Raw genomic sequence first — 14,532 nt, forward strand, 5'->3', positions numbered from 1 at the left:
TTGGAGCTTTTTTGTTTTGAAGCAGCTCAGAAAAGGTTTTAGAATATTTAGGTATATTTGATAAGCATCACACTATCCTAAACCAACACCAAAATCAACATGAAATCAATTTTTCTATACCTCTTTCTTATTCTGACCTTGTTTAAAACAGATATTTATGGTCAAAAAAAAATCAATGATAATTTCAAAAAAGAGACTATTCTAAAAATTGACACCTTATTAAATGAAAACTATGTATTTCCTGATCAGGCGCAAGCAATAGGCAGACATTTAAAAAAGAAACTAAAAGAAGGAGTCTTCAAAAAATATGAAATCATAGACTCTTTTGCAATTGCTATGACAAAAGAAATCAGGTTTGTAAATAACGACAAACATTTAGGAATATGGCCGGCATTTGTTCCTAAAAAGCAAAATGAATCGTTAAGTAATGATTATCAACTTTACTTAAAAAATTACACTGATACCCGAAAACAAGCAAATGGATTTAAAGAGACAAAAATAATAGATGGAAATATCGGTTATCTCGACATCAGCTTTTTTCTTTCAGAGACCGATAAGACAATTGATTCCTATATGAATCTTTTATCAAACACTGATGCTGTAATTATCGATTTAAGGAATAATGGCGGCGGCAACCCTAGAACAGTAAATTATTTGTGCAGTTATTTTCTTAAAAATCAATTATTGATCAATACTCTATATTTTAGAAAAGGAAATCGAAGTGACAAGATTTTCACTCGTGAGGTCAACGGAAAAAAAATGATTGACGTTCCTTTGTTTATACTTATAAGTTCAAAAACTTTTTCTGGAGCTGAGGAATTTAGTTATGATATGCAGACTCAAAAAAGAGCAATACTAGTTGGTGAAACTTCTGGCGGCGCTGCTAATCCAGGAGAAGTTTTCAAAATAAATAATGACTTAGAAATTTTTATACCAACAGGAACAGGCATCAATCCGATAACAAATACAAACTGGGAAGGAATTGGAGTTATTCCGGAAATTAAAACCTCTCCGGAAAAAGCTTATGACAGAGCCGTGGAATTAGCAAGGGAATCAGCACAAGAATATCGCAGTAAAAAAAATTCAGAATCAAAACTTTTATATGAAAAATTACAAAGTATTATTGACAAAAACGCCCAATTATCAGCAGTTGAAAACAAAGACTCTGACATAGAACAACAAATAATTGAGATTTTTAAAACGGGAAAATCACTAAATTTATTCAGCGAGAATGATATCAACTTTTTTGGCTCGCAAAACATCAAAAAAAATCCTTTAATTGCTGAACTGATTTTAAAAAGTAATATTATTATTTTCCCAAAATCACCTATTGCCTACCTTAATTATGCTGATATGCTTGAAATAAACGGTAAAAAAGATTTAGCTTTAACTCACTTTGCAAAAGCTATTGCTTTAGCAGAAGAACAAAAAGCCCCCTATCTTGAAGGTTTAAAAATGAGATATGAAAAAGCAAAAAATACTAAATAACAAAAAGCTCCAATTTTCATTGGAGCTTTTTTTATATTAGAATTTGAGATTATTTACTCAAATACATTTTTCTTCTAGAGTACAATTCGTAGAATTGATCGTCTTTTAAGTCATCAATAAACAAGATGCTTTCTCCAGTTGACTTCATTTCTGGTCCTAATGCTTTGTTTACATTATGGAATTTACTGAAAGAGAAAACCGGTTGTTTGATTGCAAACCCATTTAATTGCGGGTTAAAATCAAAATCTGTCACTTTACTATGTCCTAACATTACTTTTGTAGCGTAGTTCACATAAGGTTCACCGTAAGCTTTTGCAATAAATGGCACCGTTCTAGAAGCTCTTGGATTTGCTTCGATGATGTAAACTGTGTCGTCTTTTATAGCAAACTGAATATTGATTAAACCAACAGTTTTCAAAGCTCTCGCAATTTTTTCTGTATGATCTTTTATTTGCTGCATTACAAATTCTCCTAAGTTAAAAGGAGGCAAAGTAGCATTACTATCTCCAGAGTGAACTCCGCAAGGTTCGATATGCTCCATAATTCCAATGATGTAAACATTTCCGTCAGCATCACAAATTGCATCCGCTTCAGCTTCGATTGCCCCAGCCAAATAGTGATCTAAAAGCAATTTATTTCCTGGAATCGTTTTCAGTAAGTTGATTACGTGCTCTTCTAATTCTTTTTTGTTGATTACAATTTTCATTCCCTGACCTCCTAATACATAAGAAGGACGAATCAATAATGGGAAGTCTAAAGTATCCGCAAGAGCAGAAGCTTCATCAGCTGTTTCAGCAATTCCGAATTGTGGGAAAGGAATGTGTAATTCTCTCAATAAATCTGAGAAACGTCCTCTATCTTCAGCTAAATCAAGCGCATCAAAACTAGTTCCGATGATTTTCACTCCGTATTTAGATAATTTTTCAGCCAATTTTAAAGCCGTTTGTCCACCTAACTGAACAATAACACCTTCTGGTTTTTCATGCTGAATGATGTCATAAATATGCTCCCAGAAAACGGGTTCGAAGTACAATTTATCAGCTGTATCAAAGTCAGTCGAAACTGTTTCAGGATTACAGTTGATCATGATCGTTTCGTAACCACATTCTTTTGCTGCCAAAACTCCGTGCACACAAGAATAATCAAACTCAATTCCTTGTCCAATTCTGTTTGGTCCAGAACCTAAAACGATAATTTTCTTTTTATCCGTAACAACACTTTCGTTATCTACGTAACGCTCGCCGTTTGCTTTTTCGATTTCAGCCTCAAAAGTAGAGTAATAATAAGGTGTCTTTGCTTTAAACTCAGCCGCACAAGTATCAACCAATTTAAACACACGGTTAATATTTTGATCCATACGTAAAGTATGCACTTCACTTTCTAAGCAATTTACCATGTGAGCAATTTGTCTATCGGCAAAACCTTTTTGTTTCGCTTCAAGCAAAAGCTCTTTTGGAAGATTAGATACTTTATAGTTAGAAATTTCTTTCTCTAAAGTATAAAGTTCTTCGTATTGTTTTAAGAACCACATATCGATTTTTGTGATTTCATGAATACGGCTCAACGGAATTCCCATTGCAATTGCATCATAAATTACAAAAACACGATCCCAACTTGCAAAAGTCAGCTTCTCGATAATTTGTTCGTAGTTTTTATATCCTTTTCCGTCAGCACCTAAACCATTTCTTTTAATTTCTAAAGATTGAGTTGCTTTGTGTAATGCTTCTTGGAAAGAACGTCCAATTCCCATTACTTCACCAACAGATTTCATCTGAAGTCCTAAAGTTCTATCAGCACCTTCAAATTTATCAAAGTTCCAACGTGGTATTTTTACGATTACATAATCAAGAGTTGGTTCAAAAAGAGCCGAAGTTGATTTTGTAATTTGGTTTTGCAATTCATCAAGGTTGTATCCTAAAGCCAGTTTAGAAGCAATTTTAGCAATTGGGTAACCTGTTGCTTTTGATGCTAAAGCAGATGAACGAGATACACGAGGATTAATTTCAATCGCAACGATATCTTCTTTTTCGTCTGGTGAAACCGCAAATTGAACGTTACAACCTCCTGCAAAATTTCCGATACTTCTCATCATTAAGATAGCGTAGTCACGTAATTTTTGGAAAGTTGTATCTGATAATGTCATTGCTGGCGCAACTGTAATTGAATCTCCAGTATGAATTCCCATTGGATCCATATTTTCGATCGAACAGATAATTACAACATTATCATTTTTATCTCTCAAAAGTTCTAATTCGTATTCTTTCCATCCCATTAAAGCTTTGTCAATTAAAACTTCGTGAATTGGAGAAGCTTCAAGACCTCTTGTTAAAAGCTCATCAAAATCTTCTTTTTTGTAAACAACTGCTGCTCCAGTTCCTCCAAGTGTAAATGAAGGGCGAATTACAAGCGGGAAACCAAATTCCTGAGCAATTTCTTTTCCTTCTAAATATGAAGTAGCTGTTTTTGCAGGTGCAGTTGGCACATTAATTCTTTCTAAAAGCTGTTTAAACTGCTCTCTATCTTCGGTAATGTTAATTGCATTTACATCAACCCCGATTAATCTTACGCCGAAATCCTGCCAAATTCCTTTTTCTTCAGCTTCCAAACACAAGTTCAAAGCCGTTTGTCCTCCCATTGTTGGCAAAACAGCGTCAATTTGTGGATGTTCCTTTAGAATTTCAATAATCGATTTTGTAGTTAGTGGTTTCAAATAAACATGATCGGCCATAGTAGGGTCGGTCATAATCGTCGCTGGATTTGAGTTTATCAAGATAACTTCAATTCCTTCTTCACGAATTGAGCGTGCAGATTGAGATCCCGCATAATCAAATTCGCAAGCTTGACCAATAACAATAGGTCCTGAACCTATTATTAAAACTGATTTTATTGATGTGTCTTTAGGCATTTTGTATGTATTGTGTAGTTATTATAATGTATTCAAAAAACATTCACAGTGCTTTAGAAACTAGAATGTTACAAATTTATTACCGACAAGGTATAAAAAAAGGCGATACTAAAAAAGTAATCGCCTTATGTATGTTTATACAAACATTATTTTTTGTGTCTAGGCTCGCTAGAAACAGTTAATTTATGTCTTCCTTTTGCTCTTCTACGCGCTAGAACTTTTCTTCCATTCGCAGAAGCCATTCTGTCCATAAATCCGTGCTTATTTCTTCTTTTTCTTTTCGATGGTTGAAATGTTCTTTTGCTCATTGCTTTGTATCTTTAAATGGTATCTAATATCTCTTTTTCTGTTTTGGATATCCTTATTCCAAAACCGAGTGCAAATATACAAAGGTTTTTTTTTCTGGCAAGTACTTTAATAAAAATATTTTTAATTCATTTTACTATATTTGCAATCACAAATATACATCAATTATGTTTAATAAAATTATCAAACTTATTTTAGCTGGATTACTTGTAGTAGCTGGCATCTGGCAATTTACAGAAAGCAATATAGGTAACGGAATATTCCTTTTATTACTTACTGCAATTCCAATTTTTCTTTACTTTAAAAATGAATTTATCCTTTTAGCCTTCCTTAAATTAAGAAAACAAGACTTTGAAGGAGCAAAAAAATGGCTGTCTTATATTAAAAACCCTGAAACTGCATTAGTAAGAAAGCAACAAGGTTATTTTAATTATCTTCACGGAATCATGTTATCTCAAACAAATCTTATTCAAGCGGAGAAACATTTCAAAAAAGCAATCGAACTTGGACTGTCTATGGATATGGATCTAGCTGTAGCAAAATTAAACCTTGCAGGAGTTGCAATGTCACGCAGAAGAAAACTTGAAGCGACAAATTTATTAGCTGAAGCTAAAAAATTAGACAAACAAGGAATGCTGAAAGAGCAAATCTCAATGATGAAAGAACAAATGAAGAAAATCTAATTTTCTAAATTATAATCCCGATACTTCGGGATGAAATCCCAAATTCCATCCCGAAACCTCGGGAGAGTTTGGGATTTTTTTTGTTTAATAGAATTATCAGCAAGTCTATCATTTCGACCAAAGGGAGAAATCTTCACAAGCAGCTCCATAAAGATTGTTAAATCCAAAAAGAATTAGAATTTGGATTTTTAATCCCGATAGTTATCGGGATGGAATTTACTCCAATATAATAGAAGGCAGATTCTCATTCAGCCATTTGTATTTATTGAGAATCATAATATGAGTTCCGCCTTTTACAACAATACAGCTATTAATATACTTTATAGGAAAAACATCATCTTGATCTCCGTGAATATGAATCACTTTTTCATCTATTTGATTCCTATTCCATAAAATAACCGATTCTACTGCCCATTGTAAATAATTAAGATCACGAACCGCTAAAAACTTTTCATACAACTTAATACGTTTATTAACTTTTTCGCCAAAAGAGTATTTTGCAAGATTCTCAATGTTTAAAATTAACTTCATCGGAATCAATTTGTAGGCTTTTGTTGTTTTGCCAATTTTCATTCTTCTCGGAAACTCAACATTACTTCTAACACTTGAAATAATAATTACTTTTCTAGTTTGAATATGTTTTGCCATCTCTTGAACCAAAATTCCCCCAAAGGAAACTCCAATTAAAACTGGATTTTCATGTTTTATATTTTTAGAAATTCGAAGGGCATAATCAGACAATGACTCTTTTGGTTTTGGAATTTCCCATTCCAGTAAACACATTTCAAAAATAGTTTCATCAAGTTTGATTCTTTCAAAAATGGCAGGACTTGCTGCTAAACCAGGCATAAAATATACAGGAATTTTGCTCATTTGTCTGAAAACGGATTATAATTACGGCTATAATTTCAAGTTAAAAGTACTTTTTTTAGTTATATGCACAGCAAATCTTACACCATAATTGAACAGTAAAAAAATAAAATCAAAAAAAACAGTATCATTCGGGACTAAAACACAGATTTTAAAAAATAATCTAATATTGAAAATCAAATGATTACCTTTGTAGTCCGACATTTTTTAAAAGTTTGAAAAAGAATTCTACATGAGATTGTTCCACCCCATTCTCTATTACATATTAACGACTAATAAAAAACATGACAAATTATGGAATCTATTGAAATTACTATGGAAATCAAAGACAATACTTTTGCAAGACAATTTGAAACCACAGTTCCAGAAGGATTATTAAGCATTGAATATTCATTTCAGGAAAAGAAAATTTTCCTAACCAAAATCAACACTCCAGAAAACTACGAAAATCAGCCTGTAATCGACACCTTACTTAAAAATATAATGGAGTTGAGTACAGAAAAAAAGTTCAGAGTAGTTCCAATCCACCCAAAAATCGTCTCTTTTTTCAAAAAAAACCCTAAGTATAAAGAATTGCTTCCTCCGGGAATTAGAATCTAAAAATCGCCTATCAGCTTAAGCCACATACCGCCGATTACCATATATATAAAAAGCATCACAAGTCCGGTTATTAAACCTTTGACCCACCAGCTTTTTAAATCTACGTAGCCGCTCCCGAAAAAAACAGGTGCCGGCCCATGACCATAATGCGTTAAAGTTCCATAAATTGATCCCACAAAACCCAGCATAAAAGCTAAAAGCAATCCTGGAACCCCTAATGAAACTCCTACTCCTAAAAGTGCCGCATACATTGCCGCCACATGAGCTGTTGCGCTGGCAAAAAGATAATGACTAAAAAAGTATACTAACACAATAATAGGAAATGCCATCTGCCAGCTTAGCCCTCCTATTTCTGCTTTTATTACATTACTAAACCAGTTTATAAAACCTAGTTCATTCAACGAACTTGCCATCATAACTAAAACTGAAAACCAAACGATTGTATCCCAAGCTCCCTTTTCAGCTTTTACATCATCCCAAGTTAGAACTGAAGTTAAAAGCAAGATCACTAAACCAATAAAAGCTGTTGTTGTAGCATCAATAGAAAACAAATCACCAGTCATCCACAGAAACAACAAAATAAAAAATGTTAACAACATCATCCATTCGTTACGGGTAATCGGCCCCATTTCTTTCAATTTCTGAGCAGCAATCTGCGGTGCATCTCCGGTTTTTTTAAGTTCGGGCGGATAAATTTTATATAAGACAAAAGGAATTACAAAAAAAGCACACAAACCAGGAACTATTGCCGCCGCAGCCCACGACATCCAAGAAATTTTTATTCCTAAATTAAGTGCAAATTTTTGACACATTGGGTTACTGGCTGTCCCTGTTAAAAACATAGACGATGCGATTAAATTTGCATTGTAACTGCTTAGAGTAAGATACGATCCTAGTTTTCGGTGTGTTTCGGGTTGATCCGGCATAGAACCAAAACTCATTGACATTGATTTCATAATAGGATAAATAATTCCTCCGCCTCGAGCTGTATTACTAGGCACTGCAGGAGCTAAAACCAAATCGGCTAAACCTAAACCATAAGCTAGACCCAATGAACTTTTTCCGAATATTCTAATAAACAAAAAAGCAATCCTGTTTCCTAAACCTGTTTTTATAAATCCTCTAGCTATAAAAAATGAAATTCCGATTAACCAAATTACTTTATCTCCAAATCCTTTTAGAGCCAAAGTAATAGATTTACCTGCATCACCAGGAGCCAAAACCTGAGAAAAAGCGGTTAAAGCAATGGCAATCATACACATTGTACCCATTGGAGCAGCTTTTAGAATAATTCCTAAAATTGTTGCTACAAAAATGGCAAACAAATGCCATGCTTCGATTACTACACCATCTGGCGCAGGGATTAACCAAATTGCAATTCCAACTACTAGCGTAATTAAGGTTTGAGGGATTTTTACTTCTTTCATAAAATTAGGATTAAATTAGACTACAGTCTGCATTGAAACTGAATTAGAAACAGATTATCATTATAAGAAGAGGTGTCTGGGATATTGCGAGCATATCTGTCTATTTCAAATCCCATTTCGATACGACCTGTATAAGCTTTTCCAAATTCAAAACTAATCATTGGCGTATAAGTCTTCCTAACATTTGAATTAATTTTATAACTTGGATCGAAACTTTCAAAACGACAAGACAACTCTAAAGATGTTAGTTTTTTGTAATTAACGGAGTATCTTAAATTAGGAAGAAAATAAATTCCGCGCATTTGATAATCCGAAACATCAGGAGTTCTTGTATCTGCGGGTAACGAAAAATATAAATTATGATTTGTTCCCTGCTTGTACTCTATTTGCAAATCAAAAGTAAATTTATCCGTTAACTTAAAATCGCTGGTAATATCAGCTCCAAAAGCAAAAACTTTTTCTTTGAAAACTTTCCCCGTTCCAGCGTTCAAACCTAAATTTATTTTATGTTCTTTTGACAATCCAAAAACCCAGCGTGTAGAATATTGCTTTCCGTTATCTTTATCCATTTCCTGATTTTTTCCGTTTCCATTTAAAACCGAAACAGCATAGTTTACAGGGATTTTACCAATGTCAAAATTTCCAGTTGCCGAAGCTCCGATTTGAAAACTCGTCCATCCGTTTTTTCCAAACTCATAATATTGATTAGAGAAATCGAAAGACTTAATGATATCAACAGGAACTAATTCTTCGATACCAAAAGCTGGTCGAAATTGACCACCAGTTACGGCTATATATTTACTGAAAGTATATTTTGCATAAGCATTTTCAAGTACCTTCCCTTTTGTATCTGATTTGAAGTCAGCTAAATTTACTAAGATCACAACTTCGGTTGCCTCACTTAATTTTGTATTCAGACCAACCCTCATCCTTTTAATATCAAAGGAACTTTGAGTTACATCTCCTGTTGAATGATGAACTCCCAGAACATCAACATTTTTACCAAAGCTTTCTAAATATCGAGCTTGAAAAAGCCCTTTAAATTGAAACTGCGGATATTTAACACCATCATCAGAATCCGTTGCCGTTTGAGTTGCTGCGGTTTGACCATTCATAAAATGTGGTATTATCAAAAGGATAAAAACAATTTTTATTAGTAAAGATTTATTCATAAAGACTTTAAATAAAAAATTAGTATAATATTAGCTTTGCTTACTTTTTTTATTCCCTTCTCATCTTCTATCTGAACTTCTATTTGCCGGCCTCGGGGCTGCTGTATTTCTATTTGGTGCTGGACTTGGTGCTGGGCGAGCTGCAGGTCTTGCAACTGGTACCGCAGGACGAGTTACAGGCTGCGTTGGTCTTACTGCCGGTCTTGTTGACGGGGTTGCAGGACGAGTTACCGGTCTAGTTGTACCTGGATTTGTCACACCAGGTCTAGTCGTTGGATTTGTTGGTCGCGTCACCGGTCTTGTTGTACCCGGATTTGTTGGACGTGTTACTGGTCTAGTTGTGCCTCCAGGTCTTGTCGACGGATTTGTAGGTCGAGTTACCGGCCTTGTACTATTTCCTGGTCTTGAAGGTCTTGCAGGCGTTACTGGTGCAGGTCTTTTATAATCTCTGCCATTATAAGTTCCTCTATAACGTCCGTTAACTCGATTATCTCTAACTACGACTGATGTATTTCTTCTGCTGGCATAACTATTATAATACCTAGGATTTCTTATAACGGTAGTTCTTCGATAATAACGATTGCTATAATAATGTCCATGATACCCCCAATAATCATGATAATAAACGGGACGCCATGGACGCCAGTACGGAGGATAATATCCCCAATACCAAGGTGATCTGTAAGCTACATACACAGGAGAGAACAAAAACAAAACCACAGGCCACGCACTCACACTTGTACTTACATAACTTGGACTGGTTGTTGTATTGTAATTATTTGTTGTATTATTATTTATAATTACAGTCTGATCTCCTTTATAACCGGGATTGGGTGTTCCAGAAACCGTATCTGCAGGTTCAACTATATAATTTTTACCGTATAAATCTTCGTCTCCAATTGCCTGAACGTGAACATTGTTTTTTTTGTCTTTATCAACTTCAATAACAGCAACATCTTGAGTTTCTTTACTATTTACCGCTACTTGAAGCACAATTACATGTGTATTTCCTTCTTTATGACTTTCGATTTCAATATAATCGATTTCTCCATCATTATTTAAATCTAAATTGTTAACCTTAGTTTCTGGATCGTTTAATGCCTTTTCAAAATCTTCTAATGTTTTTGATTTTTGAAACACATCTAATACCGCATATAAATTAAGATTGTCCCCAGGCAGACCTAAAGCTACAGGTTCGTCATTTGTTTGAGAAAACAAAGGATTAAACAAACTACTCATTAAAACCGCAAAAAATAGAATACTTTTTTTCATGTTAATAATTAGTTAATTAAGTTTTACCTTGACTAAGGTATGAAAAAACAGACAAAGTTTTAACAACATGTTATAACTTTCTATTTTACACTATAAAATACTAAATAAAAATAGCCTTTTTACTCAATTTTACTTCTAAAAAAGGCAATATTGTAAGACTTATATTCTTATATTTGTAAATAACCGTTCTTTATGAACATCTTTTTCTTTTGTACTATCTTACAAAATCTGTTTTACGATTTGTCAAATTATAGAAATTAAATTGCGATGAAAAAACATATACTTCTTTTTCTTTTTTTTCTTTCAATTACCTATGGATATGGCCAAATTGAGGTCTCTTCAACTTTGGATGATGCGATCCAGAAGGCTATAGAAAAAAGCGCTTCTTTAAAAAACAAGGATTTAGATATTGAAAAATTGAATCTTCAAGAAAAAAGCGTCTGGAATAAATACATTCCAACGGTTGAAGCGAGTGCTCTTTATACTTATTTTGACAACAAACTTACTGTAGATCTCCCTACGGCAACTATTCCAATTGTAAACTATCCTTTATTTGACGGTAAAACTGCTTTTAAAAATTACGGAAATATCTTTAACGGAAGCGTAATGGCAAAAACGGTATTGTTTAGCGGTATGCAAATTCCGAACGGCGCAAAAGCTATTGGAGAAAAAACCAAAGGAACAATGTTCCTGAAAGAATCTGAAAAGGATCAAATCACAAAAGAAGTCATCAACACTTTCGATCAATTGGCATTATTAAAAGAGATTGACAAACTGCTAAAGGAAAGCGAAAACCGACTAGAAACGGAAACAAAACGTGTCACGAAAGCCATCGAACAAGGACTTGCAATTCCGTATGATCGAGATAAAATTAAGCTGGCTTCATTAGAACTGACTTCAAAAAAAATTGAACTTGATGGAAAAAGAAAGTTAGTTTATAAAAAAATTCAATATTTAACGGGTTATTCTATTACAGAAATAGAAAATGTTCATTACGACTTAAACCCATATTTAATAACGGATGAAAAATTAAACACTCAGAACAAACAAGAAATAAAAGCACTTGAATCCTTTAAATCTGCTTATGAATATTTATTAAAGAAGGAAAAAGGAACTTACCTGCCAACTTTAGGAGCATTTGGAGGGGTTTCGTATTCCAGTCTTTTTGACGCAAATGCTACCACGCCAATAATTACAGGAATTAATCAAGCTTTATATTTAGGTTTAAATGAAGCTACAATAAGTAACAATTGGGTTGTAGGAGCTGCTATGAAATGGGAAGTTTTTTCTGGTTTTGAAAGAAAACACAAAGTGCACGAAGCCAAAATAAATATTGAACAGGTTCAAAACCAAATTGACGATACTAAAGAAAAACTCGAGCTTCTGCTGGAAAAAAATCTTGTTGATTATAGTGTCCTGACTCAAAAAATAGACATCACTCAACAGCAGGAAAAAGTGGCAAACAATAATTTAAATCTTGCCATAAAACAGTATAAAGAAGGTTTAATCAACATATCTGAACGTCTTGAAGCAGAAAACGACTCTTATAAAGCATCTGTAAACAAAACAACGACATTGATTGAACAAAGGCTTGCCGCTATTGAAACTATAATTGCTACTGGCGATTTATCAAAAAAAATATCTAAATAAAAGTTCTATTTTATGAAAAAAACAATTGTAACCACTGTCGCAATTCTCCTTTTAATCGGCTGTCAAAAAGCAAAAAAAGAAGATACAATTCAAGGAAAAATAGAAAAAGAACAAATTGCAGTTGTCAGTAAAATTCCTGGCAAGATTCTAAAAATCTTTGTCAAGGAGGGAGACATTGTACAAAAAGGAGACACATTGGCAATTTTAGATATTCCAGAAGTAGATGCTAAAAAAAGCCAAGCTGAAGGTGCAGTAATCTCGGCTCAAGCACAATATAAAATGGCAGTAAAAGGCGCTACTGAAAACCAAATAAAACAGCTTGAAGCTAAAAAAATGGGATTGAAGGAACAATATGAGTTTGCTCAAAAATCTATCAAACGATTGACCAATATGCTCAAAGATTCTTTGATTTCTCAACAAACTTACGATGAAACTTTTGCTAAGTATCAAGGAGCACAGGCGCAATACAATGCGGTTATTGCCGAGCTTGATGATGCAAAAAAAGGCGCTAGAATCGAACAGCAAACAATGGCTTTAGGACAACAAGACAGAGCGCTTGGCGCATTGCAGGAAGTAGAAACAGCGAATAAGGAACGTTATATAATTGCTCCGCAAAATATGAGTATCGAAACCATTACTTTAAATCTTGGCGAACTCGCATTGCCGGGCTACACTTTGTTTAATGGCTATATTGCCGACAGTACTTATTTTCGTTTTACAATACCTGAAAAACAATTGGATAAGTTTAAAAAAGGACAAGAAATAACTGTGCAGGTTCCATATAAAAAAGAGAATATTAAAGGAACTGTAACTACCATAAAACAATTGGGAGCTTACGGAAATATTGCTACTGCATATCCAGATTATGAAATGCAGGAAAGCTTATTTGAAATAAAAATAACGCCTTCGAATATTGAGCAGGCAAAAGATCTTATTACAAAAACAACTGTTACTTTATCGCTTTAACTATGCAAAACTTTTTTTCATTGCTTAAACGGGAATTCCAATTATTTTGGAAAAACAAAGTCCTCCGAATACTATTCATTGGCGCACCCATACTCTATGGTGTTTTATTAGGATATGTTTACGGCAAAGGCAAGGTAACCGATTTACCCATAATTGTAGTTGATCAGGATCGAAGTGAACTAAGCTCAAAAGCGGTTCAAATGTTTGAGGATAATGAAGTTTTATCTATCGCTTCTATTTTGTACGATCAAAATAATCTTTCGAAAATTGCCATTGAAAAAGAAGCCACTTGTGTAGTTATTATTCCAAAAGATTTTGAAAAAATGACGCTCACTAAAAAATATCCTGAAATTACAACTATCGTAAATACGTCTAATGTTCTAACCGCCAATTATGCTTCGACTGCTATACAAGTTTGTTTAGGAACATTAAAAGCAGGCGTTCAAATTGAAACTTTAAGAAAACAAGGTGTTCCTGAAAATTTGCTCATGTCGCAATATGAGCCTTTCAAAACTACTTTTATAAAAAAATACAATCGCAGTACCAACTATATGTATTTTCTTTGGCCAGGCGTTCTTGCAACGGTACTACAGCAGGTACTTTTGCTTGGATTAGCACTTTCTTTTGCTTCTGAATTTGAAAACGGAACTTTTAAAGATTTAGTAAAAAGATGTCCGTCAGTTTTCAAAATGCTTGCCGTAAAAATAATTCCATATCTGATAATGAGTTTTGGTGTCTGGCTTATTTACTGGCTTTTTACTTTCTGGTTCAGGCTTCCATTTTATGAAAATTTATTACCGCTTACTTTTATCGCCGGGATATTTGTACTCTCTGTTTCTTTCATCGGAATTTTGGTAAGTGTAGTTGTTCCAAATCAATTAAAAGCGACAGAAATTTTAATGGTAATCGCAACTCCAAGCTTTATATTAAGTGGTTTTACTTGGCCGTTAAGCCAAATGCCTCAAGCCGTTCAAGCGATCGCAAATGTGATTCCGCTGACTCATTTCTTGAAAGCTTTTAGAATTCTTATTATTGAAGACGGTGCTTTTTCACAAACGACAACACCAATTTGGAATATGATTATTATTGGCTCAGTCTGCTCAGTTGGTGCTTACATTGCTTTGTATTTTAAAAAGAAAAGCATTTTAAAAGAAGCATAATTTTTTGACATAAAAAAAGGCATAAGAATCAAC

12 protein-coding genes are annotated in these 14,532 nt (G+C 33.8%); 6 read left to right on the forward strand and 6 right to left on the reverse strand.

Features of this window, described 5'->3' with window-relative positions; all coding sequences use genetic code 11:
• Positions 1-99 precede the first annotated feature (99 nt).
• Positions 100-1,488, forward strand: a complete 1,389-nt coding sequence (locus B0A81_RS12400; protein ID WP_089058335.1) for a S41 family peptidase — start codon at positions 100-102, stop codon at positions 1,486-1,488.
• Between the two features lie 49 nt (positions 1,489-1,537).
• On the opposite strand, the gene carB is transcribed toward B0A81_RS12400, so the two are convergent.
• Together carB and rpmH are read right to left on the reverse strand one after the other, a co-directional pair.
• Positions 1,538-4,393: a carbamoyl-phosphate synthase large subunit gene (gene carB / locus B0A81_RS12405; protein ID WP_089058336.1), complete on the reverse strand. Its 2,856-nt coding sequence runs from the start codon at positions 4,391-4,393 to the stop codon at positions 1,538-1,540.
• 146 nt (positions 4,394-4,539) lie between these two features.
• Positions 4,540-4,701, reverse strand: a complete 162-nt coding sequence (rpmH, locus tag B0A81_RS12410; RefSeq protein WP_008464848.1) for a 50S ribosomal protein L34 — start codon at positions 4,699-4,701, stop codon at positions 4,540-4,542.
• 165 nt (positions 4,702-4,866) lie between these two features.
• Here rpmH and B0A81_RS12420 point away from each other — a divergent pair, with 165 nt between their 5' ends.
• Positions 4,867-5,382 carry a hypothetical protein gene (locus B0A81_RS12420; RefSeq protein ID WP_089054166.1) on the forward strand — a complete coding sequence of 172 codons (516 nt, stop codon included), beginning with the start codon at positions 4,867-4,869 and terminating at the stop codon, positions 5,380-5,382.
• A gap of 216 nt (positions 5,383-5,598) precedes the next feature.
• Here the strand turns inward: B0A81_RS12420 and B0A81_RS12425 are convergent, their stop codons facing one another.
• Complete coding sequence (locus B0A81_RS12425) at positions 5,599-6,255, reverse strand: alpha/beta hydrolase family protein (protein WP_089058338.1); 657 nt, start codon at positions 6,253-6,255, stop codon at positions 5,599-5,601.
• Positions 6,256-6,567: 312 nt separating this feature from the next.
• Here B0A81_RS12425 and B0A81_RS12430 point away from each other — a divergent pair, with 312 nt between their 5' ends.
• A complete protein-coding gene (locus B0A81_RS12430; RefSeq protein WP_089058402.1) occupies positions 6,568-6,852 on the forward strand; it encodes a GNAT family N-acetyltransferase in 285 nt (94 codons plus the stop codon).
• Here the strand turns inward: B0A81_RS12430 and B0A81_RS12435 are convergent.
• The 3 genes from B0A81_RS12435 to B0A81_RS12445 all read right to left on the reverse strand — a co-directional run bounded on the left by B0A81_RS12435 (position 6,849) and on the right by B0A81_RS12445 (position 10,723).
• A complete protein-coding gene (locus B0A81_RS12435) occupies positions 6,849-8,279 on the reverse strand; it encodes an anion permease (RefSeq protein WP_089058339.1) in 1,431 nt (476 codons plus the stop codon). The two genes, B0A81_RS12430 and B0A81_RS12435, sit on opposite strands and share 4 nt — an antisense overlap.
• A gap of 20 nt (positions 8,280-8,299) precedes the next feature.
• Positions 8,300-9,394 (reverse strand): porin, encoded by a 1,095-nt coding sequence (locus B0A81_RS12440; RefSeq protein ID WP_089058340.1) that lies wholly within the window; start codon positions 9,392-9,394, stop codon positions 8,300-8,302.
• Between the two features lie 117 nt (positions 9,395-9,511).
• On the reverse strand, positions 9,512-10,723 hold the full coding sequence (locus B0A81_RS12445; RefSeq protein WP_123922179.1) for a hypothetical protein: 1,212 nt from the start codon (positions 10,721-10,723) through the stop codon (positions 9,512-9,514).
• A 267-nt stretch (positions 10,724-10,990) separates the two neighbouring features.
• Here B0A81_RS12445 and B0A81_RS12450 point away from each other — a divergent pair, with 267 nt between their 5' ends.
• From B0A81_RS12450 to B0A81_RS12460, 3 genes are read left to right on the forward strand one after another with little or no spacing between them, the layout of a single operon-like run.
• Positions 10,991-12,373 (forward strand): TolC family protein, encoded by a 1,383-nt coding sequence (locus B0A81_RS12450; RefSeq protein ID WP_244281416.1) that lies wholly within the window; start codon positions 10,991-10,993, stop codon positions 12,371-12,373.
• 12 nt (positions 12,374-12,385) lie between these two features.
• Positions 12,386-13,339 (forward strand): HlyD family secretion protein, encoded by a 954-nt coding sequence (locus B0A81_RS12455; protein ID WP_089058343.1) that lies wholly within the window; start codon positions 12,386-12,388, stop codon positions 13,337-13,339.
• A gap of 2 nt (positions 13,340-13,341) precedes the next feature.
• A complete protein-coding gene (locus tag B0A81_RS12460) occupies positions 13,342-14,499 on the forward strand; it encodes an ABC transporter permease (RefSeq protein WP_089058344.1) in 1,158 nt (385 codons plus the stop codon).
• Positions 14,500-14,532: the final 33 nt, after the last annotated feature.

Origin of the sequence: Flavobacterium plurextorum (genome assembly GCF_002217395.1) — a bacterium.
GTDB lineage: Bacteria > Bacteroidota > Bacteroidia > Flavobacteriales > Flavobacteriaceae > Flavobacterium > Flavobacterium plurextorum.